Here is a 21,773-nt window from a genome sequence, read left to right on the forward strand (position 1 = left end):
TTGCAGGGCAATGCTGTAGGCTATGTCAGTACTGCCCAAGTTAGTAGTAACCTTGCCAGCAGTACCAAAGCTGGTGTCGAGACTACCATTGCTGTCGTAACGTACCACAGCAAAGTTATTATTACTCACTCCCGCTAACAGAATCTTGCCATCGTCTTGCAGGGCAATGCTGTAGGCTATGTCAGTACTGCCCAAGTTAGTAGTAACCTTGCCAGCAGTACCAAAGCTGGTGTCGAGACTACCATTGCTGTTGTAACGTACCACAGCAAAGTTACTACTACTCGCTCCCGCTACCAGAATCTTGCCATCGTCTTGCAGGGTAATGCTGTAGGCTATGTCAGTATTGCCAAAGTCAGTAGTGACTTTGCCATCACTATCAAAGCTAGTGTCGAGACTACCATTGCTGTTGTAACGTACTACAGCAAAGTTATTATTACTCACTCCCGCTACTAGAATCTTGCCATCATCTTGTATGACAATGCTTCTAGCAGTGTCGGTGGTCTTAGTACCAATATCAGTAGTGACCTTACCATCACTGTCAAAGCTGGCATCAAGAACTACAGGTAGAATTGAAGCGTAGGCTGTTATTACTTCTTGCCTAAACGCTAAACGAGGAACAATAGCCCCTGTAGAAACCTCCAGTTCCCAATCACCACCTAATGCAGCACTCCCTGTCAAGTCATCAGAGGCCGCTACTACTGCACCTGTCAATTCGCTCAGACAGCGTATAAACAATACACCTGGCTCGGTTTGAGCGACTTTGCAACCATATAGCAGTAGTTGTGCGTCTTCACCCAAAGCATTTGCCCAATCCATAAGTTGGGCTGCGTAACGATTGAGCGTTTCGTTGTTGAGTTGACTGTTGCCCAAATAGATGCACCCAGGTGCGCCGTGGGAAACAATGTGCAGACTATTGACTCCCTGATGAGACCCCAGCACTCGACTAATTTGCTCAATACCATCTTGGTTGGCATCTAAGACTACAACTGAGGTATCTGGTAATACACCCATTACTAGACTTTGGTAGTCATCAACCTGTGGGTCAATAAAAACTAGGCGAGTAGGATACAAGTCTAAAGTTGATTTAATATTAATGCTGTTAGATATTTTGTTTATAGTAAAGTTTTTATTGCTATTATGCTTTATCATAAATGTCCAATGGTAAATCCCTGATATTCAGCAAAAATGAAACTTTTTGCAGATCGTTTCTTGTAGTTGCTTTCACTTTCAATGTAGGAATAAAATAAATCCTTTCCCTCGGTAAATCCACCAATTTAATTAATGAAGATTTAGAAATTTTGGGCATAGAAAGTAGCTGAAACTTTTGATAAAAAAACTCAGTACACATCCAATACGGTTCGGGGAAAGGGTAAAGGGTAAAGGGAAAAGGGGAGAAAAAACCTCTAACCCAAACCCAGTAACCTTTTTTCAAAGGTAATTCTGAGTTCAAAATACTTATCCGAAACGTGTTGAGTACACATCTATATCCCGACGTTGCATATTTGCGGGATGAATTAGCAACGTCCAAAATTTTCCCCCAGTTTCCCCTGCTTGCTCAATTCATACCACTGTTCTGTAATGCCCTATTAGTCTGCCAACCCAAAAATGCGCTTGTGAGGTCTGGGGAAAGGGGAAAGGGTAAGGGATTTAACACCTTTCCCCCTTCCCCCTTACTCTTTACCCCGCCAAGTTCACTTGGCGAACTACTATTCCCAGATTTCCTGTTCCCTCACTACACAAGTAAGTTCAGGAATCAAATCGGATTCCTATATGATCCGGTAAGTATCGTCTAAATGAAGAGAGATTTATGACGCAAACAATTTCAATTAATGACTCCGGGCGCTTGCAACTCACGCCGCTAGAAATCCCATCCCGTTTGCTGTTGGGGCCAGGGCCATCTAATGCCCATCCCACAGTTCTCCAAGCGATGAATACTTCACCCGTTGGGCATCTTGACCCAACTTTTCTCGCACTCATGGATGAAATTCAGTCGTTGCTACGGTACGTATGGCAAACAGAAAACTCACTTACCATTGCAGTCAGCGGTACGGGAACAGCGGCAATGGAAGCAACCATCGCCAATGCTGTAGAACCCGGTGATGTAGTTTTAATTGGTGTAGCTGGTTACTTTGGTAATCGCCTCGTGGATATGGCTGGACGTTATGGCGCTGATGTGCGAACCATTACCAAACCTTGGGGACAAGTTTTCAATTTGGATGAACTCCAAACTGCCTTAAAAACTCATCGTCCAACTATCTTAGCTCTAGTTCATGCCGAAACTTCCACTGGCGCACGTCAACCTTTAGAAGGGGTCGCTGATTTGTGTCGTGAATTTGGCACTTTGTTATTAGTGGATACGGTGACAAGTTTGGGCGGCGTCCCCTTGTTTTTGGATGCTTGGGGAGTTGACTTAGCCTATAGTTGTAGCCAAAAAGGGTTAGGTTGCCCGCCTGGTGCTTCTCCTTTTACAATGAGTGCGCGTGCAGTTGAGAAATTGCAACAGCGGCAAACGAAAGTTGCAAACTGGTATTTAGATATGTTGTTGCTGGGCAAGTATTGGGGTGCTGAACGCACCTATCACCACACAGCACCTATTAATTTATACTATGCATTGCGAGAAGCACTACGTTTGCTTGCAGAAGAGGGATTAGCAAATTCCTGGCAGCGGCATCAGAAGAACGTAGAATATCTCTGGGAAGGTTTAGAGAATTTAGGACTGAGTATGCACGTTGAGCAAGAGTATAGATTGCCAACGCTTACCACTGTCCGTATTCCAGCCGGGGTAGATGGGAAAGCGATCGCTCGGCAGTTACTCAATGAACATAATATTGAAATTGGCGGTGGTCTTGGCGAACTGGCGGGTCTTGTTTGGCGCGTGGGATTGATGGGCTTTAATAGTCGAAAGGAAAGTGTCGACCAACTTTTAGCAGCACTGCGGCAGGTTTTGCCTAAGTAGTTTTGATATATGGTGCGTTAACAGTAGCTTAACGCACCTGAGAAAAAGAGCATCGGGCTAACTTCACTGCGAGAAAAAACCAACAACCAGCAGAGGCAAGAGTATTAAGACAGATACAATCAAAACGAGGGTTGCCGGCTCAACTTTAATGTGGTTATTTTGTGGATCGCGCATTTGGCACTATCTCGAACAATAAATATATTAACCAAGCCTAAAGGATGTTTACTTTTTTTTCCAACCCCAATGAGGTTTAGAAGTGTAAACTTTTTAGCCCATCAACTTATACCATTTTGGATTTTAGACTTCGGCTACGCTCAGTCGAACGATTTTAGATTTTGGATTGTGAAACATCCATTGGATAAGTGTTTCAGTTTTCCATCTGTCGCAATCATTTTTCAAATTGGTATTATTTCTTCCAAGGCAATTTAGTACCCATTTCAGTTAAAGCTGAGAAGATAAGATAGAGAATGAGTAACCCAGCAGCCGCAAAGAAAGCGAGTAAATCGTTATCCATAAATGCCCCACGCTAAAACTTCGCTAATCATAGCGGAATCATCTAATCTTTAGCATTTTTCTGAGTCTGCAATCTTTGATCTTCTGGGTGCAAACTGTACCAGCCATACCAGTCAATACTTTTCGGATAAACCCAACAATCTCTTTTTTGCTCTGGGGAAAGGTTAATGGGTTTGCGGGTAAAGGTAAATTCAAACCTTTTCCCTTTCCCCTTTCTCCCTTAACCGAAAAGCATTGCCACACCAGTGACGAACTGCTAGCCAAACTGCTGAAAGCAAACCTGCTAAACTAAGAGTTAGTCCGCTAAACGGTACTAATAATCCAAAAATAGGTAGCACTGCTCCAGCAATAGTAGCGACGATCGCAGCCAGGGAAGCACTGCGGCTAGCTCCCAATCCCCATGTTAAAATTAGTAAAATGATGGAAATTAAAGTCCAAGCCAACTGAGCATTGATAACGCGAGCTAGATAGGTCAAAGTCAACAGACAAGCAAAGAAAATACTACCAGCGATCGCAATATTTCTAAAACTCATTGGTAGCGACAAATATAACAACAATATCCACCACAAAAATATTGCCGGTGCTAGTAATAAAAGCCGGGGAATGATGCCAGTATGACGAATGGGGTCAGTGTTAGTAAACACTCCAAATGGATTTTTGACTGAGACATTATCGTCAAATTTCCAAGTAAACTGAGTACTACGCCCAGTAACTTTAATCTCATTTGGTACAACACCACTGGCAAAATCAGCCGGAGCAAAGTTGGCAATTGCTGTGAGGCGAAAATTAGAAAGCAACTGTCCTGCGGCGCTGTAAACCCAGCGAGGCCCGCCTTGAGCCTGATAGGTGACTCGAAAGGTCGTTTCTTCTCCTGGTTGCAGCTGGAAGGGAAAGCCATAGTCTCCCGGATTAGTTTGTTGTAGCCTAGTACCGTTACGCTCTACTTTGTAGCCAGAAAGCAGTGTGTAGCCGTTAGGTGGAGATGCTTCAAAAAAGAAATTATTAATATCCTTGAGTTGGTTAACTACTTTATAATCACCAGTGTATTCCACGCGATAAATTGAACTGCGACCTGGAACATCTACGCTTTGGTCTAGCTTGACTTGAATTTGCGAACCACCCAGCGTTAAGAAGCGGTTAATCTCTCGCGTATCATTGATTTTGACTATTTTGCCATTGGCTTGCGTGGTATAAGAGTATGGCTCCTGGGTAGTGTAGCGGACTTGCGGGGCAGATTGTTCGAGCTTTTCACCTGCGACACTTTCAGCTACTTGAGCCACCTTTGTTTGTTCCCAGTAGTGATAGCGATTGCTCAAAGTCGAACAGAGGAAAAATCCCGGAACTAACAGGACTAATACTAGAGTTAAATGCTGTAATCCCCGCAATAGTTGAGAATAACGAACAGCCCATTCGCCAATGAATATAAATTGTTCCGGCTGGCTGCGACGCAAAGAAAAACTGATCAGTGCGATCGCAACTCCTAAAGCTACGATCAAAAATACCAATAACAACGAAGCTTTGAGCGCCTGGGTTCCAAATTGAACAAGCTCAACTGGATGCGTCAAATCGGGTAATCCGGGAATACCTTGAGCAGAAGATGACATTGGTTGATTTTTGCAGAATTTGGAGAACCAGACCAATAAAATCTCTTAAAAGTTTCTGGATAATAGTTTTATTTGATACCCAGACAATTGAGAGAAGCGCTACTTTGGTGTATCCAGTACTTCGACAAAGCTCAGTGACCACCGTGGGCATCGCTCTGTCCCTGACTTGCTCGACTGTAACTGGTTATAAACACCAAAAACCCGGTCATAAAGACCGGGTTTTTGAGGGAAAACAATGGGGATATATTCCCCGAAGGTTAGTTATAGAGGTTCAGTATAATATCGATGCTCTGATATTTACTACCACGCTATTGTTACCCATTCCGGAAAATTAGCTAAGAATTTTTGACTAGTCTTCTTCGATCTCCTAAAATACAGCAACCTACTGGTAGCATCAGCGTATAGGATTGATAAATATTAATTTTCCGGCTTTTGCTGATGAACAATGCATTTGGTAGCTGGCAAGAATGGCTAACAGTATTCACCTATCTAGGTTTTACCGTCTTCATTATCTGGTGCGTATTTACCGCCGAGAAGAATTAAAAAAGCTGCATATCATCTCACCAGGGCCTTTTTCCTCAAAAGGCAAAACAGTCCCAGCTTGTTGAACCTTGACTCGTTCGCGACAATTGTAAACCTCTGTAGGTCTTTTTATGCCATCTACGCTAACAATTGCCTTGTATTCCCAATAATTTTTGGCACTTCGGCTGATACTGAAAATGCAAATCTGGTGGCGTAGACCATCGTAAACAGCGTAATTGCGGCATACAGATGCAAAAGCCGGATATCCCACGGAGAAAGGTAGTATTAATAGCAACAGAAATATGATGTATTTAATCCTGCTCATAAAAAATTGTTTAATATTATTTGGAAATATTATAAATTTTTCAACCCTTTGAGTTAATTCAATTACTTTTCCTAGTTTGACAGACCAGAGATTGCAACTCCATAGCACACAAAGCATGAGAGCAATAGCAAAAAAGCTCATAATGCTTTATGTGCTATTTTCCGCTAAAGTTTACTAAGCTCAATTGAAGCATGCCCAAACGCCTCCTTTATTTTGAGGGTCAACATCTAGTACAACACGGCTTATATAAAACCACACATTCCAAATAAATGAAACAGTTATACTGTATTCATTTTGAATTTTGTTAGCGCAGCGTTAGCGAGTCCGCGAGCGTCATTTTAAATTTTGAATTCCGCCTTGCGGTAGTAGTGCCTCTGTTCATGTACCATATCCTAATAACAATTCGTAATATGCGGTAAGCCGCACTTAGTGCGTCTATTTAATTGAGAAAGTCAGATTACATCTGGCTCAATACTTTTCGGTTAAGGGGGAAAGGGGAAAGGGAAAGGGTTTGAATTTACCTTTCCCCTTTGCCCTTTTCCCAGACCAAAAGAGAGATTGTTAGGCTTATCCGAAAAGTATTGACATCTGGCTGGGTTCCCACCATTTGTATCTGTAGTCTGATTTTGGAAAATGATATAACAACAAATGTGCAAAAAAAGTCAGTCGTAAGGACGATAAAATTGCAACCAAAAACAAAATTTGAGCAATCTGGGATTACACGCTGTTTTGCAGCAATACTGCTCTTTGGTCAAGTGTGGCTACATTTACTCCAAGGGAAAACCTACTATCGCAAGATTTTGCAACATCTTGTTACCGCTGGGCCAGGTTCTATCTCTCCAGTTCTCCTTGTCAGCAGTTTTGCAGGAATGATTTTTACTATTCAAACAGCGAGAGAATTAGTGCGGTTTGGCGCTGTTGATGCAGTGGGAGGTGCTTTTGCCTTAGCTTTTTGTAGAGAATTAGCTCCAATTTTGACTGCTAGTATTATGGCGGGACAAGTAGGTTCTGCTTTTGCAGCAGAAATAGGTGCAATGCGAGTCACTGAACAAATTGATGCACTTTATATGCTCAAAACCGATCCAATTGATTATCTAGTACTTCCGAGAGTAATTGCTTGTTGTTTGATGGTGCCTTTGATGACGATTTTGGCTTTAGTTACAGGCATCATCGGCGGAGTTTTTGCTGCATCAAAGTTCTACCAAATTATTCCCGAAACATTTTTAGAATCAGTCAGAAATTTTTTAGAACCATCAGATTTGTTTATTATTTTGCTAAAAGGGTTTATTTTTGGAGTGCTGGTTGCTGTCATTGGCTGTAGTTGGGGTTTAACTACTAGAGGGGGAGCAAAGGAAGTAGGAGAATCGGCAACCAAAGCAGTTGTTACTAGTTGGGTATCCATTTTTATTATGGATTTTTTCCTATCTCTACTGCTGTTTGAACAGCCTGCATTTTGAACCCAAGTAAGTATTGAACAAAATTCCCAACTTTTTAAAAAGTTGGGAATTTGAGCTACAAAGGAAATTTTAGGTATAAAATACTGCTTCTAAAAAATTGGCGCAACCTAACCCAGGCATCGCTAGTTTTTCGGGTATACTTCATCACGTTAGCAGAATTTGGGAATATATGAACTTGTAGATTAGCGCACCCAAAGCTAAACCTCCTAATGAAAAGATAGAGGTAGTCAAGAAAGCTAACCCTTCCCTAAGACCCGCTCTTTGAAAGTCTATCCGGACTAATATAGTCGCTGAAATGATGAGTAAAGTATCAAGAAATACCCGAAACCAAGCAATCATGATAAAGAATAAGAAAGCTGCTAAGACGGCAATGCCGAAAGCCCTGGTATTTGATTGAAGAAAAAGACTGTAGTAATATGTCATCTTCGGCCAAGGAGCGGTCAAAGTGATGATCAAAAGCAAGATAGCAATTACAGTTGCCACCCACACAAATATAGGAACACGTGTTTCTGATATTACCCAGCCCAAAGTACTGTAACTCAGCAGTACTAGTGCCAGGGACACCCAAGGAACTCTTTTCAAAATTGACATGGGTTTATATTTCTAGTACAGGGTTAAGGTCTTATCGCATAAAAAATAAGTGTAGTAACTCAAGACTTTATTTTGCTTGAGGACTTGCTCAGTTTATAATGATTGTCCATTCCTTAAGCATATCCCAGTATCAAAGAAGTTTTTTCCGATACGGGTATTAGTGAGATAAGAAACCAGAAGTTCTTAGAGATAAAATTATGTAGATTTTGAATATATGGCTTAAACTAGTAAGTTTAGCATCATATTTTATAACTTCAATCAATAGACTTTTATGCTCTTCACAAGAAAGCCAAACAAGTTTGTCGAGAATTGCGGTACAAAGTAGTTAAAGATTTGTAAACTGTTAGCAGCCGAGTAGCCGCGTGTGACATCTTGTTAAGGAATTATCATGAAACAACTTATTATTGCTGAACGCGTAAGCCTCATTGGTCATATCGCGTCAAAAGCCTTTGGACTGGTAGGGATGCTACTGGTAGTACCTAATGCTGAAATAATTTTCAACTTATCGCAGGTAGGAGAAACTGCCGTACAGTTAAGTATGGCTGGCGGTGGTGTAGTTGATATCATTTTAGGGACAGTAGCTGTCTCTATTTATGCCTACCGGACGTTGGGATTAGGAACTTGGCTAGCATTTATGCTACCAGCTATGTTTATCTCTTTGGGAAGTGAACTACTGGGAACTAGTACAGGGTTTCCATTTGGTGATTATAGCTACTTGAGTGGCTTGGGTTATAAGATTGGGGGGTTAGTTCCTTTCACAATTCCTTTATCTTGGTTTTATGTTGGGCTGTCGTCTTACTTAATTGCCAGAACTGGTTTGAAAGTGGCTCAAAAACCCAGTTGGGGTCGCCATATTGCTGCGATCGCCGTTGGTGCTTTACTCTTCACTTGCTGGGACTTTGCCCTTGAACCAGCTATGAGTCAAACTTCTCTCCCCTTCTGGTATTGGGAACAACCAGGAGCTTTCTTTGGAACACCTTACCAGAACTATGCAGGTTGGTTTGGTACTAGCGCCCTGTTTATGAGTGTGGCAGGATTATTGTGGAGAAATAGCTCGATTAAAGTAGAGCGATCGCAACTCAATCTGCCATTAGTCGTTTATTTAACTAACTTTGCCTTCGCCGCTGGACTCAGCTTGGCAGCTGGATTCTCTATCCCTGTGTTACTCGGCTTATTGCTAGGTGTGATTCCGGCTGTGGTGCTGTGGTCAAGGAGTTCAACCACACCGGCTCAAGTTACTGTTGAACCAGTAACCAAAGAAGTGTCAGTAGCAAAGGTTGAAGTTGCCTTGAAATAAGCCTAGAAATTAGGGAGTGGGAAGTGGGAGTGGGGAGACAAGGGGACAAGGGGGACAAGGGGGAATTATTGAACAAGTCTCTCCTTTGTCTCCCCCTTCTTCCTTGTCTACCTTGTCTCTTCTCCATGCCCCATACCCAATGACTAATGACTAATGACTAATGACAACGCTTTGATAGCAGAAAGCGCTATCTCTCTTTTATTGCTACTTATTCAAGTACCAGCAACGGCGATTCTGTTTTCGCGCCTGTTAAAAGGGCCTAGACGCCATCCTCCAATAGAACCACAACAGCCAACACCTGAACTTTTGGGTAGGGTTAGCATCGTTGTTCCCACACTGAACGAAGCGCTTCGCATTAGCCCTCTGTTGGCTGGTTTAAGTCAGCAAAGCTATGAAGTTCGGGAAATTATGGTTGTAGATAGCAAATCGAGTGATGGCACCCCCGACTTAGTAAAAGCCTCACAGCAGAAAGATCCGCGCTTTCGCCTGATGACAGATGATCCCTTGCCCTCTGGTTGGGTGGGGCGTCCTTGGGCGTTGCATAACGGTTTTCTATATAGCTCCGAGGCTAGTCAGTGGTTCCTGGGGCTGGATGCTGATATCCAACCGCATCCTGGTTTAGTTGCTGGTTTAGTGAAGACAGCCGAAGCACAAGGCTATGATTTGGTTTCTCTTTCACCCCAATTCATCCTCAAATATCCTGGAGAGTGTTGGCTACAACCTGCGTTGTTGATGACTTTACTTTATCGATTTGACCCAGCGGGGATCAATACAGAGCAACCAGAACGGGTAATGGCAAATGGCCAGTGTTTTTTGTGTCGTCGCTCCGTTTTAGCTGCTGTGGGTGGTTATAGCAGTGCGAGTAATTCTTTTTGTGATGATGTCACCTTGGCACGCAATATTGCTATCCAAGGTTATAAGGTGGGCTTTTTAGATGGCGCAAAGGTATTAAAGGTACGTATGTATGAAGGGGCGATGGAGACGTGGAAAGAATGGGGGCGGAGTCTCGATCTCAAAGATGCAACTTCTCGCTCTCAGTTGTGGGGAGATTTATGGCTACTCGCATCTGTTCAAGGTCTACCCCTTTTAATTGTCCTGACTTTTTTATTGATGTCTCCCACACTCTCATATTCGCCCACTCCCCCACTCCTGCTGCTGGGACTGAATTTATTCCTGTTGGTGATTCGCTTTGCAATGCTAATAGCGATCGCACCTTCTTACGATCGCACCAACGCTAAAGGCAGCTGGTTATTCTGGCTTTCTCCTTTGGCCGATCCTTTAGCTGTGCTGCGAATCTTCTTATCTGCATTCCGCACCCCGCGCGAGTGGCGAGGACGCAAGTATATATAGTGGGGCATTGGGCATTGGGCATTGGGCATTGGGCAGAGGGGCAGAGGGGCGGAGGGGCGGAGGGGCAGAGGGGAAAGGCTTACTGCTACTTCTCCCCTGCTCCCCTGCCTCCCCTGCTCCCCTGCTCCCTACTCCCTACTCCTCTTCCCCTCCTACTTGATCCCCGCGTTCCAATTCCCAAAGAATTTGATTTCCTTCACGGCGTACCCGTGACACTATCCAATTTCGCCAGCGCCATTGATCTCCACGACTGGTGACAGCGCTGGCGTGGACATCCATCAAGTCTGCTAATTCAGAACTGGTGATTAAGTAGCCTTTTTCAGAAATTTCGTCAGCTATACGCAAAGTTTCGACCAAGCTGCGGAGTTGCGAAACCCTCATTTCTGGCGGTTTTTCATCGGTTACGGCCGCAGTTGGCCCGGTTGATGGTTCCATAACGGTTATTTCTGGTGCAGAAGTACTGATTTTTTGCGGACTTTGGTTAGTTATTCTAGAGTTTTTTTCATAATCAGCTACTTTTGCTACATTTAGGTCATTTTTAGTAGGTAAAGATTTGTAAAAATCTGTGGAAGATAATTGTTGTAGGGAAGGGGTTTTGCCACTGGCATAACTGCGAGCGATCGCATCACAACGTTCGTTACCTATGTTACCAGAATGTCCTCGAACGTATTGCCATTTGACTTGTTGGGTATTGAGTTCATCTAAGGTTTCTAAAAGGTCTTGGTTTTGGACGGGTTTACCATCTGACTTTTTCCAGCCTTTGTTTTTCCAGCCTTTCACCCATTTGGTAACGCAGTTAATTAGGTATTCGCTATCAGTATGAAGGGTGATGGGTTGGGCTTGTTGAGATGTTTGCAGAAATTGAAGGGCGGCGATTGCAGCTTGCATCTCCATTTTATTATTAGTGGTATGAGGAGATGCATCGCCCATTTCGTGGATTGAGCCATCGCTGAAGTAGACGACAACACCCCAACCGCCAGGGCCAGGATTACCAGTGCAAGCACCATCGGTGTATATGCTTTGAATTATGGGTTGGGTGGACATAGTTAGAGTATTGAACCGCGAAGATAAGAGTTATTAGCGGCGATTTTTTTAACAATATCCAGGCTATTATACCGATCAATTTTTACTTTAGTCCTGAAATCGCTTTAATGCTGCCTCTTACTCACTTTTACTGATTACTCAGAACGATAAGCAACGCGGAGACTTTGGATTAAAATCACCAAAGATGCGATCGCCATTAACCCGCCCCAAAACCAGTAAGGTAAAAGCAAATATCGCTGCATTTGCGCTGTATCAGATGCACCAAGGGGACCAGCAGAACTACTAAATAGATAATCGAGTTGATGGTACGTACTTACACAAGCTTGTACACCCAAAAATTGAATGACAAACCCTTGTGCCCAACGAGGGGCTTTTAAGGCGATACCTAAGATTATTAAACCTAGTAAGGGAATTGCCACCAATCCAAACCAGGAACGCACCCAAATTAATGTGGAAAACAGCAAAAAACTTCCTAAAATTTTCAAACAGAGGGTTGCTGCTGTAAAACTGCGGGAAGCCAGAATTAAAGCTGCACCGGCAAGAGGTGGCCCCATTGGTCCAGCTGCGGCAATTATTGCTGGGCCAATTGGCCCCAATGACGATCGGATGCCATAAGTTGCGACACCAGAACCATTGCTAAAAATCTGCAACTTCTGAAACTGTCCCCCTAATAGCAGTGCCATTAAGCCGTGACCCATTTCATGAAACCAAGTTGCCAGAATTGTAAATGGGTATAAGATATAATCCCCTCCTGGTACTTGCCACAATAAAGCAGTTGCGATCGCTGCTGCAACTAGCCAGGTAAGCCCCATACGTTCCACAACTGGCGGGGCTTCTTTAGCGAGCAAGGTTTCAAAATTTTTACTTGGTTCCCTCATAGGTCACTCAATTTTGGATTTTGGATTTTGGATTTTAGATTTTCTGAAAAATTAAAAATCTAAAATTGGTAGTGTATTTCCATCCATCCTAGTGTAATTTTTCAGGTAATGGAGTTGTTGGAGAATGTAACAATTTGCACATCGAAGCGACGGCTGTCAACTATGGCGCTATCAAGAACAACATAGTTATCCGTCGCTTGTCTGATGCAGTTCATTTGTTGATCCTCCAAAATGGATGCCGGAGGATGGGCAGAAAATACTTAGGCTGATGTCACAATTTAGCAAGAATCAGTTAAGCAAGTTGAAAGAGGAATGTCATCAAGTCTCCTTTACCCAAGCTGATGCGATCGCCTGGTCGCAAGCGATGACGGTTTCCTGGTAAAAGTGGCAAATTATTGATGTAAGTGCCATTAGAACTTCCCACATCCTCTACATAATGAGCATCTCCCTCGACGCGAATATCTGCATGAATCCGCGAGACAATTTCGGAATTGGGAAATCCTGAAACATCTATATCTGGAGGAATCCGGTCATTGGGCTTGCCTATATGAATCACAGAGAAATTTTGCGGCAATTCAATTAAGCGATCGCTTTGAACGTGGAGTAACCGCGCTGTAACTTGCTGCAACTGCGTTCTGGCAGCAGTTGCAGTTGGTGCTGGTGCTGCTGGCGAGGGTGCTTCAGCTTCAGAGGGCGGTACTGGTTCCACAGGTGGTGGAGTCGGAATACTACTTTGTCCAGAGACTACGGGTTGAGCTACAACGGTTGACACAGGTTCAGGAGGGCTGCTTTCTGCAACAGGTATCTGTGGCGCAGGTTCTGGAGGAACTGCCATCTCTGTTGGTGGTAAAGATGATTCAGGAGGATGGGAGTTAGTAGAACCACTCATTCCCAAAGCATCTGGTTGTAAAAGTTCTAACAGTGGATCGGGTGGAACTAACGCTGGCACTTCCACGGGAATATCGGGAGTAACTGTTGTAGCTACTGCGGGATGAACGTGTGGAACACCTGCGGAGTGAAGGTTATAGCCACACTGACCACAGAATGCAGCATCTGCCTGCACAGTTGCCCCACAACTGGGACAATTAGTAGTCGCAGGTAATGGTGTATAACAAGCTTCACATTGGACAGCACCGTCAGGGTTGGGATGATTGCAATTAGGGCAGACGATCATCGATATTTAGCCTTTGTTCAAGATCATCATAAATAGTAGGTAGGACTGGCAAGCAGAGGGCGGCCCTAGCTTTAGATTCTAGCAATTACTGCCGATTTGATACGGGGAAAAGAAGCAGGGGAGGCAGGGGAGCAGGGGAGAAGTAGCAGTAAGCCTTTCGCCTCTGCCCCTCCGCACCTCTGCCTCTTATACCCAATGCCCAAGTTCAATGTTGAAGTTCCAAACCTGCTGCCGCATCCAGCAGCCACCAAAGTTCTCCTTGGGGCTTAATTAAGCGGGATGGGTAAGTAAAGTCATCGGCTACAGGTGCAAAGACTTGTGCTAAAGCTGGTCTTTTATTAGCACCAGCAACCAGAAAAATCACGCTACGAGCAGAGTTGATGAAGGGATATGTGAAACTTATCCTGGGGTTTCCGTCTTTGTTACCCACGGTAATTAGGCGATCGCGTACTTTAAGAGCCTCTGTATGGGGAAACAAAGATGCAGTATGTGCATCATCACCCATTCCTAGTAATACTACATCCAAGGGGGGAAACTCGACCCCAGAAGAATTGAAAAATTCTTTGAGCTGTTGTTCATACTTGGCAGCAGCCAGTTCTGGATTGGCTTCTAAAGTTGGTACAGGGTGAATGTTAGCCGCTGGAATGTCAACGCGATCTAGCCACGCACGACGCGTCATCAGTTCATTGCTATCGGGGTGATCTGGTGGTACGTAACGCTCATCTCCCCAGAATATATGAATTTTATCCCAAGGCAGTTTTTGAGTAGCGATCGCTTCGTATAACGGTTTAGGTGTACTGCCACCAGATAAGGCGATAATAAACCGCCCACGCTGCTCAATGGCAGTTTTTAACTTGGACAGAATTAATTCTAGCGCTCGTGCAACCAGCGCCGGCTGATCCGGTAGAACTTCAACAGTTTTGTTCATGGCTTCATCATCATATTGCTGGCTTCCAGCAATACAATACCGAACTTATTACAATCTCCCTTTTTAACTTTTGAAACATTTAACATCGTGGATTAAGTAAACTGGAAAAACGTAGACCTCCTTATCATTTTCAAGGGTAAGTTTTCAGTAGTCAGTCGTACTAACTACTCTCATGATTATTTTTATTTACATCCAGTTACTTGATACTTTGTTGATTAACGCCATAAAGGATACATTTATTAATTCTTATTAAAAATTAATAAAACTAATTAATCACAAACAACGCTTCCCAGTTTGCGATCGCTTCACGTTGGGCAATTAACAATTCCTGAATTCCTTTTTGGGCAACATCTAGCAATTGATCCAACTGAGTACGGCTAAAGCTGCCTTCTTCGGCTGTTCCTTGGACTTCAATGATTCCCAGATGTTGATTCATCACCACATTAAAATCTACTGTTGCAGCCACATCTTCGATATAATTTAGATCCAAAAATGGCTCTCCCTCCAGTAATCCTACGGAAACTGCCGCTACCTGTCCGCACAAAGGCGATCGCTCTAATACGCCCTCTTGCAATAATTTAGAAACTGCATGAGCCAACGCCACAAACGAACCTGTGATGGCTGTTGTCCGAGTTCCGGCATCTGCTTGCAGTACATCAGCATCTACAGTTAGCGTGCGTTCTCCCAGTGCCTCAAAATCCACTGCTGCGCGTAAGCTACGTCCAATTAAACGTTGAATTTCTTGCGTCCGTCCAGATAATTTCAATAATTCCCTTTCTTGGCGTTTTTGGGTAGCAGATGGTAGCATTCGGTACTCAGCAGTTAACCAGCCTTTACCAGTTCCTTCGAGAAACTTTGGAACTCCCTTATTAACGCTAACAGTACAAAGTACCTGAGTATCACCGCATCTTGCGAGAACAGAACCGGGGGCAAAGCGGGTGAAACTGGGGTGAAAGCTAATCGGACGTAGTTCGTAGGAAATCCGACCGTCAGGACGCTGCCAAGCCATTGGAATTGCCTCAAGTTTTACAATACTGCCTTAAGATTACCTTAGTGTTGTAAATCATCTTTTTGGGCATTGGGCACTTGTACTGAGCGAAGTCGAAGTATTGGGCATTGCCAAGAATTGTTACTAACTCCTAACTCTCCCACTCAGCACTCTTCAAGGAACTGAAAGCAGTGTTAATATATTTTGCTGTACCATTTCTGGTGATTGGTCGCCGTTGATGGTCAATAAACAGCGGCGACGGTCGTAATATTCTAGGATGGGAATGGTGCGATCGTAGAATAATTCTACACGCCGTTGAACAATTTCTGGTTGGTCATCTGGTAGCGATCGCCCCAAGGATCGACTAACCATAACTGCTTCCGGGACTTGGAGATAAATTGCCCAATCTAACTTTTGCCCTAAATCATCCAATAAAAAATCTAATTCTTCAGCTTGGAAGGCAGTACGGGGATAGCCTTCTAACACCCAATCGCAGCTAATATCTGCTTGTCTGAGGCGAATTCGGATCAATTCAATAATCATTTCGTCTGGAACTAACTCCCCTTTTTGCATGTAGGGCCGTGCATGGTAGCCTAGTTCACTCAAGCTAGCGTAAACCGAAAGAGAAGTCCGGGGATCGGCTTCCAACCATCGAAATTCCGGCAGGGACTGATTGCCAGATATTGCTTCTCGTAAAATCTCACCTGTGGAAATCAGAGGAATATCAAAGTATCTGCAAAGCCTCTGTGCTTGAGTGCTTTTCCCCGATCCTGAACCTCCCAGAATCACCAATCTCACAACGATTTACTCCTCATCCTGTCAAATTCACTACTAGCTAAGTCTGTTTTGCCCAAACAACCGACAAATCTAACATTTAGCGATTTTTAGGCGTTGTGCCTAGCTTTTTTAAATAATTGGAACTAAAAATTTTATGTTTTCATTTTTACAACTAATTACAGATAAAAGACGAAAATTTACATCAGTTAGTGGTTTTATAAACTACATCTAGAGACGTTACATACAAAGTCTCTACAGGCTTTCGGGTTTTGTCTACGTATTTCATTTGCCTGAAATCTGCTGTAAATCCAAATAACTCTTGACTTCAATACAAACCTAGTGTTTGACTAAGAATGCAATTTGCCAAATCCACCATACCTGTGAAAAACAGATTGATTATACAGGCAAATTTGTCAGTTTTACCGCCAGTAATAACCCTTTACTTATTGTATTTTTTTGAACTTAACTTTATGGTTGCCCAGCTAGAGACTCAAAGTATCAATTCAACCCTAACCCTACCATATCCAGTTGAAGGACTAGTGCAAGTTTTCACTAGTTCTCATCGCAACTTTTTTACGAGCGTGATGGCTCAATCACTGAGAATAGCTGGACAAGGAACGCCAGTATTAATAGTGCAGTTTCTCAAAGGAGGTATTCGCCAAGGACACGATCGACCTATACAATTAGGACAAAATTTAGATTGGATTCGATGTGATTTGCCTCGTTGTATCGATACACCACATTTAGACGATACAGAAAACCAAGCCTTACAAAAGCTGTGGCAGTATACACAACAAGTAGTGTGTGCGAGTAAGTATTCTCTCGTGGTGTTAGATGAGTTAAGTTTAGCGATTAACTTTGGTTTAATTCCTGAAACGGAAGTTTTAGCCTTTTTGGCAAAACGCCCTCCCCACGTTGATATCATTCTCACAGGACCAGAAATGCCGAAATCCCTCTTAGATGTAGCAGATCAAATTACAGAAATCCGTCGGAGTTATCGACCTTAAACAAAATACTCAATTCAGGATATCCTAGTAATTCCGTTTGAATTAGCTGTGAAGTTGTGATTAAAAACGATATCTGGATTACTGAAATGGCTCAACAGGGTCTAATTTCTCCCTTTGAGCCAAGTTTAATCCGAAAAGTGCAAAAAGATGAATCAGTAGCAGTTAAACATGTAATTAGCTACGGTTTATCTTCTTATGGCTACGATATACGCCTTTCTTCGGCCGAGTTCCGCATTTTTCGTCACATTCCCGGAACTGTAGTCGATCCTAAAAACTTTAATCCTCAAAATCTGGAGCCAACAGCACTGCATACCGATGCCAATGGTAGTTACTTTATTTTACCTGCTCATAGTTATGGACTTGGGGTTGCTTTAGAAAAACTAGAGGTTCCTGAGAATATTACTGTAATTTGTATTGGAAAATCTACGTATGCACGTTGTGGCATAATAGCGAACTTAACGCCTGCTGAGGCTGCATGGCGAGGTCATTTAACTTTAGAATTTTCCAATTCTTCCAGCGCAGACTGTCGCATTTACGCTAATGAAGGCGTGGTGCAATTGTTATTTTTAGAAGGCGAACCCTGCGCTATTAGTTATGAAGCAAGACAGGGTAAATATCAGGATCAGCTAGAGATTGTAACTCTAGCTAAAGTCTAAGTAACAAGGAACTAATCTTGCAAGGAACTAATCTTGCCTTACTTAGATCCTGCTTTGCTTACTATTGGGCGATCGCTCTAAATCATACCCAAAAAATCATGCCCAAAAATTAGAGTGCGATCGCTTGCTTTCTCCCGAAAATTTTATAGTCTAAACTTTTATCATATTCTAACTCTCAGGCAGGAGTTGGAGCGATCGCTTTATCCTACAAAACATTCCGTAACTCTTGAATTGTATTTGCTACAACAATTCTGCGTAAAATCTCTTTCAATTGCTCTAAGTCAGAAATTTGCGAAATTTGCGACATCAACTCCAAACCATCGCTGCCAAATTTCGCTTCTAAACTTGTTTCGATGCTAGAGATTATTCCACGTACTTCTCCTCTTGCTTCTCCTCGTGCTTCTCCTTCTGCTTGTCCTCGTGCTAGTCCCTCACGTAAAATTTCTTGATACCAAGGTGACTCTCTTAAGACTGTCATATCCCACCTCATGATTTCCTGAACTAAAGTACTTTCTAATACAAAGGTTGCAAAAAATGCCAGAACTGTCTCAAGTTGATTTAATTGCTCGTCAGCACGCAGCATTCGCAATGCTTCCCTAATTGTAAACTCGTTTTCTCCGCCTTTGAGAATTGGTACAAAGGGAAGCAGCGACGGTAACGGCGTTTCAAAAGCAATATTTACGTCAATTTCCCAGAGATTGATTACGCGGTAATCTTGAATTGCTCTTAAGCCGATAAAATTGGATGCAAAAGTTGTAGGTATTTCGCTGTTGCTGATTTTGAGAATGTTAATCAGTACAGGGTAAGTTTGTAGTTTATATTTCTCTTCCGCAAGAGCAGCATAAGCACGCATCCGACGAGGCATTTCTGATGTGTGACGTAATTGTAACTCATTGAGGATGAGAAATTTCCCGTATTGGGGACTTTCAGCCGGAATTACAACATCGCTTTGTCGGCTAATCCATTGGAATTCTGTATTTAAGATTTCACCTGTAACAATGTCGGGAATTCCTGTTACCCATTTTTCCCAATTATTCGGTGCAAGGCTGATTAATTTTTTAGTGCTAATATCAACAGCTTTGTTCATCAAAAAAATAGATGCGATCGCCCTAAATCAAACCCAATAAATCCGAGGATAATCGCTTGCCTTATCCTACCGTAAATGGTGTCAACTTTCAGCCATTATCTAAGGTGCTAACCTGGCTTTACCTAAACGCTGCTTTTCATACCATTGTGCGATGCTGATCGCGTAGAACTTTTTGAATATCCATCGTTCTGCAAATGTTTATATGAGATAGTCTAAACCTTCATCGCGCTTCTAGCCAAACCTGTAAATCAGCCAAACTAGTAAAATCTAACAGTGCTTCACTCAAATCTTCCAGAACAGGCAAAGGTAAACCAGAAATTAAGGAGCGTATTTCCTCAGAAAGTTCCCCAAATCGCTTAGTCAATTGCCGGAGAATAAGATTAGCTGTTGCTTCCTCACGTCCTTCCTCACGTCCTTCTTCCTTAATTTCTCGGTAAACTTGCGTTTCCTTGAGCGTGATTCCTAACATAGACTCTACCTCCGCTTGAGTTAATTGTTCAAATCTGTACACCATGATCGTCGTTATTAATTCAATTATGGCGCGATTCGATGGTGATAGCATTTCTTGAGTGGTTCTTGTTAACAAATACCTTGCTTCTTCTGGTGCTTGTTCTTCATCCACTGTAGTTAATACCATCAGCGCCACCCATATAGGTAATTGACGAATATCCCCTAATTCATCTAAATACACCCGATGTACTTGTCCGCCGTTTAGCAATGAGCGATGAGGATGAATATCGCTTTGTTCGACACTGCGCGACGGGTAAATTATCACTGCTTGCCAGTCACTAAATCTGGCACGGTTACGGTAGAAATATAACGAAGATTCAGACCATACTCTCTCATAAAGTTGTTCATCTTTCTGGAACTGCACCTCGCAAAAATATACAACTCCGGCACCATCATTTTCAGGTGGGAGAAATACTCCGTCTATTTCAAATTTCGGTTCTTTGACGGCGACTGAATCAAAACGATAACTATCTGCATTATTTGGAGGATTTGCCAGTAGTTCAAACAGCAAAGTTGGAGACTGTTGAAACAGTTTGTAAAATATTGAATCTCGACGCATGAAAGCATTTTACAAATTTTTTATAAGAAGAATTCAGAACTCAGGAGCAGAGCCGGAGACGCTCCGCCTCCGGTCAGAATTCAGTATAGAATTGCCCCAAAATATGATTATGGTGCTAATCTTGCCTTACCTAGACGCTGCTTTTCATACCATTGTGCGATCGCAGGTGCCCAATCTTCAAAATGAGGCCACATCATTTCACACAACTTTTGAATTTCCAATTGAGCATCTTTCTTATTTCTCAGGTCACAAAAATGCAAGAAAGACCTTAAATTGAAACTCACTACAAAATGCTGGCGATAGTCAAAAGGCACTTTACCTCTGGCGTGTTCTTCAGACATCCCAGCCTCAAAATCAGCTTTATATCGTTTAGCTGCTTCTAAACACCACTCCAAATCTGCTGCTCGTTGTTCTGGTGAATAGTGATACTTTTTACCTTGCCTATCAGTGTAATAACCAACGGGGCGTAGATAAAAAACATCTTCTATGTCTTTCTTACCTTGTAGTACATCAATAAATTGGTTGCCTGTGTACCTAAAAGACTGAACATCAAATGATACAGAAACGCGATGAGTCCGCGCCTGCTGCATCACACTGTGGGGAAAGTAGCCACAGTTGAAAACAATCTGGGGATGCTCTAAAGGCCCATAGTGTCCCCTCTCACCCGCTAAAAGCCGCTTAACAATAACTTCGCCGCTTTGTGACTCAGAAGGCCAGGAGTCTCGCTCATCAAACACAAACCCATCAGTATAATCCTGGTGCATCGCGGCATAAATTACCTGCTGCGGGTTTGGTGTTTTGGCAATAACCTCTACTCGAAATCGATGCATTAGCTGTTAATGACTGGGATTGCTTAGACAGAGTACTTAGACATGGCTTTGAACTCGATTCATCATCATATCTCTTCTCTGGCTTGGACTTCTACTCGATTAGATGAAGATACTTTACAAATATTCATAAATTTGTTACAGTTGTTTACATAAACAGAAGACAAGGAAAAACCCATGCGTACAAGCACTGCTATTATTGATGACCAAGGAAAACTGAACAACTTTGCGATCGAGCCAAAAGTATATATAGATGAACAAGGCGATCGCACTGGTTTCACTCCCTATGCAGAAATGCTCAACGGTCGTTTAGCAATGATTGGTTTTGTCTCTCTGATAGCATTAGAAGTATTCACAGGACACGGAATTGTTGGTGTTTTGGCAAGTCTGTAAAAACTAATTTATTTAAAATAAATCTCAAAAAATGTAAGAGACGGTAAATTTACCGTCTCTTATTTTATGGAAAACTTAGTGCTAGAGTGAGAATATACTGATAACAAAAGCCGTTAGTTATCAGCGTAAAAATATTGGGTGAACTATGGCTTTAGCTACTTCAACTATGTTGCCGCTAGGCACTAAAGCGCCAGATTTTAATCTACCAGAAGTAGTATCTGGAAAGGCAACTTCACGTAAGGATTCAGGTCTAATATTTAGGAAGCAGGGATGGGATAGACAGATAATTATTGGAATTAGCCAGCAGTGCTTGTGCAAAAAAATCAATCA

At 42.7% G+C, this 21,773-nt stretch carries 21 protein-coding genes and 1 pseudogene; 9 read left to right on the forward strand and 13 right to left on the reverse strand.

Annotated elements, in window-relative coordinates:
* Positions 1-1,149, reverse strand: a 1,149-nt coding sequence (locus V7K45_RS29925; RefSeq protein ID WP_335009150.1) for a DUF4347 domain-containing protein, incomplete at its 3' end; no start/stop codon positions are given.
* Between the two features lie 658 nt (positions 1,150-1,807).
* Here V7K45_RS29925 and V7K45_RS29930 point away from each other — a divergent pair.
* Positions 1,808-2,956, forward strand: a complete 1,149-nt coding sequence (locus tag V7K45_RS29930) for an alanine--glyoxylate aminotransferase family protein (protein ID WP_335009152.1) — start codon at positions 1,808-1,810, stop codon at positions 2,954-2,956.
* 704 nt (positions 2,957-3,660) lie between these two features.
* Here the strand turns inward: V7K45_RS29930 and V7K45_RS29935 are convergent.
* On the reverse strand, positions 3,661-5,073 hold the full coding sequence (locus tag V7K45_RS29935; protein WP_335009154.1) for a hypothetical protein: 1,413 nt from the start codon (positions 5,071-5,073) through the stop codon (positions 3,661-3,663).
* A gap of 134 nt (positions 5,074-5,207) precedes the next feature.
* Between V7K45_RS29935 and V7K45_RS29940 the strand changes: the two genes are divergently transcribed.
* A complete protein-coding gene (locus V7K45_RS29940; RefSeq protein WP_335009156.1) occupies positions 5,208-5,408 on the forward strand; it encodes a hypothetical protein in 201 nt (66 codons plus the stop codon).
* 188 nt (positions 5,409-5,596) lie between these two features.
* Here V7K45_RS29940 and V7K45_RS29945 read toward each other — a convergent pair whose 3' ends face one another.
* A complete protein-coding gene (locus V7K45_RS29945) occupies positions 5,597-5,920 on the reverse strand; it encodes a hypothetical protein (RefSeq protein ID WP_335009158.1) in 324 nt (107 codons plus the stop codon).
* 683 nt (positions 5,921-6,603) lie between these two features.
* Between V7K45_RS29945 and V7K45_RS29950 the strand changes: the two genes are divergently transcribed.
* On the forward strand, positions 6,604-7,377 hold the full coding sequence (locus tag V7K45_RS29950) for an MlaE family ABC transporter permease (protein ID WP_335009160.1): 774 nt from the start codon (positions 6,604-6,606) through the stop codon (positions 7,375-7,377).
* Positions 7,378-7,521: 144 nt separating this feature from the next.
* Here the strand turns inward: V7K45_RS29950 and V7K45_RS29955 are convergent, their stop codons facing one another.
* Positions 7,522-7,968, reverse strand: a complete 447-nt coding sequence (locus V7K45_RS29955; protein WP_335009162.1) for a hypothetical protein — start codon at positions 7,966-7,968, stop codon at positions 7,522-7,524.
* Positions 7,969-8,356: 388 nt separating this feature from the next.
* Here V7K45_RS29955 and cruF point away from each other — a divergent pair, with 388 nt between their 5' ends.
* The gene (cruF, locus tag V7K45_RS29960) at positions 8,357-9,265 is read left to right on the forward strand and encodes a gamma-carotene 1'-hydroxylase CruF (protein ID WP_335009164.1); all 909 of its coding nucleotides are present in this window, start codon (positions 8,357-8,359) and stop codon (positions 9,263-9,265) included.
* Positions 9,266-9,418: 153 nt separating this feature from the next.
* Complete coding sequence (gene cruG / locus V7K45_RS29965; protein WP_335009166.1) at positions 9,419-10,615, forward strand: 2'-O-glycosyltransferase CruG; 1,197 nt, start codon at positions 9,419-9,421, stop codon at positions 10,613-10,615.
* A 135-nt stretch (positions 10,616-10,750) separates the two neighbouring features.
* Here the strand turns inward: cruG and rnhA are convergent, their stop codons facing one another.
* The 6 genes from rnhA to V7K45_RS29995 form a co-directional block, all read right to left on the reverse strand.
* Positions 10,751-11,659, reverse strand: coding sequence for a ribonuclease HI (gene rnhA / locus V7K45_RS29970; protein ID WP_335009168.1), 909 nt, complete (start codon positions 11,657-11,659; stop codon positions 10,751-10,753).
* 134 nt (positions 11,660-11,793) lie between these two features.
* Positions 11,794-12,537 carry a M50 family metallopeptidase gene (locus V7K45_RS29975; protein WP_335009170.1) on the reverse strand — a complete coding sequence of 248 codons (744 nt, stop codon included), beginning with the start codon at positions 12,535-12,537 and terminating at the stop codon, positions 11,794-11,796.
* Between the two features lie 292 nt (positions 12,538-12,829).
* Positions 12,830-13,711, reverse strand: coding sequence for an FHA domain-containing protein (locus V7K45_RS29980; protein WP_335009172.1), 882 nt, complete (start codon positions 13,709-13,711; stop codon positions 12,830-12,832).
* A gap of 205 nt (positions 13,712-13,916) precedes the next feature.
* Positions 13,917-14,639, reverse strand: coding sequence for a 6-phosphogluconolactonase (pgl, locus tag V7K45_RS29985; protein ID WP_335009174.1), 723 nt, complete (start codon positions 14,637-14,639; stop codon positions 13,917-13,919).
* Positions 14,640-14,904: 265 nt separating this feature from the next.
* Positions 14,905-15,648: a ribonuclease PH gene (gene rph / locus V7K45_RS29990; protein WP_335009176.1), complete on the reverse strand. Its 744-nt coding sequence runs from the start codon at positions 15,646-15,648 to the stop codon at positions 14,905-14,907.
* Positions 15,649-15,801: 153 nt separating this feature from the next.
* Positions 15,802-16,425 carry an adenylate kinase family protein gene (locus tag V7K45_RS29995; RefSeq protein ID WP_335009178.1) on the reverse strand — a complete coding sequence of 208 codons (624 nt, stop codon included), beginning with the start codon at positions 16,423-16,425 and terminating at the stop codon, positions 15,802-15,804.
* 449 nt (positions 16,426-16,874) lie between these two features.
* On the opposite strand from V7K45_RS29995, the gene V7K45_RS30000 reads away from it, so the two are divergent.
* A complete protein-coding gene (locus tag V7K45_RS30000; protein WP_335009180.1) occupies positions 16,875-17,411 on the forward strand; it encodes a P-loop NTPase family protein in 537 nt (178 codons plus the stop codon).
* 86 nt (positions 17,412-17,497) lie between these two features.
* Positions 17,498-18,067, forward strand: coding sequence for a dCTP deaminase (gene dcd, locus V7K45_RS30005; RefSeq protein ID WP_335009189.1), 570 nt, complete (start codon positions 17,498-17,500; stop codon positions 18,065-18,067).
* 205 nt (positions 18,068-18,272) lie between these two features.
* Here dcd and V7K45_RS30010 read toward each other — a convergent pair whose 3' ends face one another.
* From V7K45_RS30010 to thyX, 3 genes are all read right to left on the reverse strand, one after another.
* Positions 18,273-19,154 (reverse strand): Rpn family recombination-promoting nuclease/putative transposase, encoded by an 882-nt coding sequence (locus V7K45_RS30010; RefSeq protein WP_335009182.1) that lies wholly within the window; start codon positions 19,152-19,154, stop codon positions 18,273-18,275.
* A 220-nt stretch (positions 19,155-19,374) separates the two neighbouring features.
* Positions 19,375-20,223: an Rpn family recombination-promoting nuclease/putative transposase gene (locus V7K45_RS30015; protein WP_335009185.1), complete on the reverse strand. Its 849-nt coding sequence runs from the start codon at positions 20,221-20,223 to the stop codon at positions 19,375-19,377.
* 107 nt (positions 20,224-20,330) lie between these two features.
* On the reverse strand, positions 20,331-21,053 hold the full coding sequence (gene thyX / locus V7K45_RS30020) for an FAD-dependent thymidylate synthase (protein ID WP_335009187.1): 723 nt from the start codon (positions 21,051-21,053) through the stop codon (positions 20,331-20,333).
* Positions 21,054-21,227: 174 nt separating this feature from the next.
* Here thyX and V7K45_RS30025 point away from each other — a divergent pair, with 174 nt between their 5' ends.
* Complete coding sequence (locus V7K45_RS30025) at positions 21,228-21,443, forward strand: chlorophyll a/b-binding protein (RefSeq protein ID WP_094348273.1); 216 nt, start codon at positions 21,228-21,230, stop codon at positions 21,441-21,443.
* Between the two features lie 145 nt (positions 21,444-21,588).
* Positions 21,589-21,773 (forward strand): annotated as a pseudogene (locus tag V7K45_RS30030) (hypothetical protein); the annotation flags it as partial.

This window comes from Nostoc sp., from assembly GCF_036917375.1.
Classification (GTDB): Bacteria; Cyanobacteriota; Cyanobacteriia; order Cyanobacteriales; family Nostocaceae; genus Nostoc.

Excerpts from the sequence above, each read along its gene's own strand:
- rph (WP_335009176.1), bottom strand. The coding sequence starts at position 15,648 with ATGGCTTGGCAGCGTCCTGACGGTCGGATTTCCTACGAACTACGTCCG.
- cruG (WP_335009166.1), top strand. The coding sequence starts at position 9,419 with ATGACTAATGACAACGCTTTGATAGCAGAAAGCGCTATCTCTCTTTTA.
- cruF (WP_335009164.1), top strand. The coding sequence starts at position 8,357 with ATGAAACAACTTATTATTGCTGAACGCGTAAGCCTCATTGGTCATATC.
- V7K45_RS29975 (WP_335009170.1), bottom strand. The coding sequence starts at position 12,537 with ATGAGGGAACCAAGTAAAAATTTTGAAACCTTGCTCGCTAAAGAAGCC.
- pgl (WP_335009174.1), bottom strand. The coding sequence starts at position 14,639 with ATGAACAAAACTGTTGAAGTTCTACCGGATCAGCCGGCGCTGGTTGCA.
- rnhA (WP_335009168.1), bottom strand. The coding sequence starts at position 11,659 with ATGTCCACCCAACCCATAATTCAAAGCATATACACCGATGGTGCTTGC.
- V7K45_RS29930 (WP_335009152.1), top strand. The coding sequence starts at position 1,808 with ATGACGCAAACAATTTCAATTAATGACTCCGGGCGCTTGCAACTCACG.
- V7K45_RS30010 (WP_335009182.1), bottom strand. The coding sequence starts at position 19,154 with ATGAACAAAGCTGTTGATATTAGCACTAAAAAATTAATCAGCCTTGCA.
- V7K45_RS30025 (WP_094348273.1), top strand. The coding sequence starts at position 21,228 with ATGCGTACAAGCACTGCTATTATTGATGACCAAGGAAAACTGAACAAC.
- V7K45_RS29935 (WP_335009154.1), bottom strand. The coding sequence starts at position 5,073 with ATGTCATCTTCTGCTCAAGGTATTCCCGGATTACCCGATTTGACGCAT.
- V7K45_RS30015 (WP_335009185.1), bottom strand. The coding sequence starts at position 20,223 with ATGCGTCGAGATTCAATATTTTACAAACTGTTTCAACAGTCTCCAACT.
- V7K45_RS30000 (WP_335009180.1), top strand. The coding sequence starts at position 16,875 with ATGGTTGCCCAGCTAGAGACTCAAAGTATCAATTCAACCCTAACCCTA.
- V7K45_RS29980 (WP_335009172.1), bottom strand. The coding sequence starts at position 13,711 with ATGATCGTCTGCCCTAATTGCAATCATCCCAACCCTGACGGTGCTGTC.
- V7K45_RS29945 (WP_335009158.1), bottom strand. The coding sequence starts at position 5,920 with ATGAGCAGGATTAAATACATCATATTTCTGTTGCTATTAATACTACCT.
- dcd (WP_335009189.1), top strand. The coding sequence starts at position 17,498 with ATGGCTCAACAGGGTCTAATTTCTCCCTTTGAGCCAAGTTTAATCCGA.
- V7K45_RS29955 (WP_335009162.1), bottom strand. The coding sequence starts at position 7,968 with ATGTCAATTTTGAAAAGAGTTCCTTGGGTGTCCCTGGCACTAGTACTG.
- thyX (WP_335009187.1), bottom strand. The coding sequence starts at position 21,053 with ATGCATCGATTTCGAGTAGAGGTTATTGCCAAAACACCAAACCCGCAG.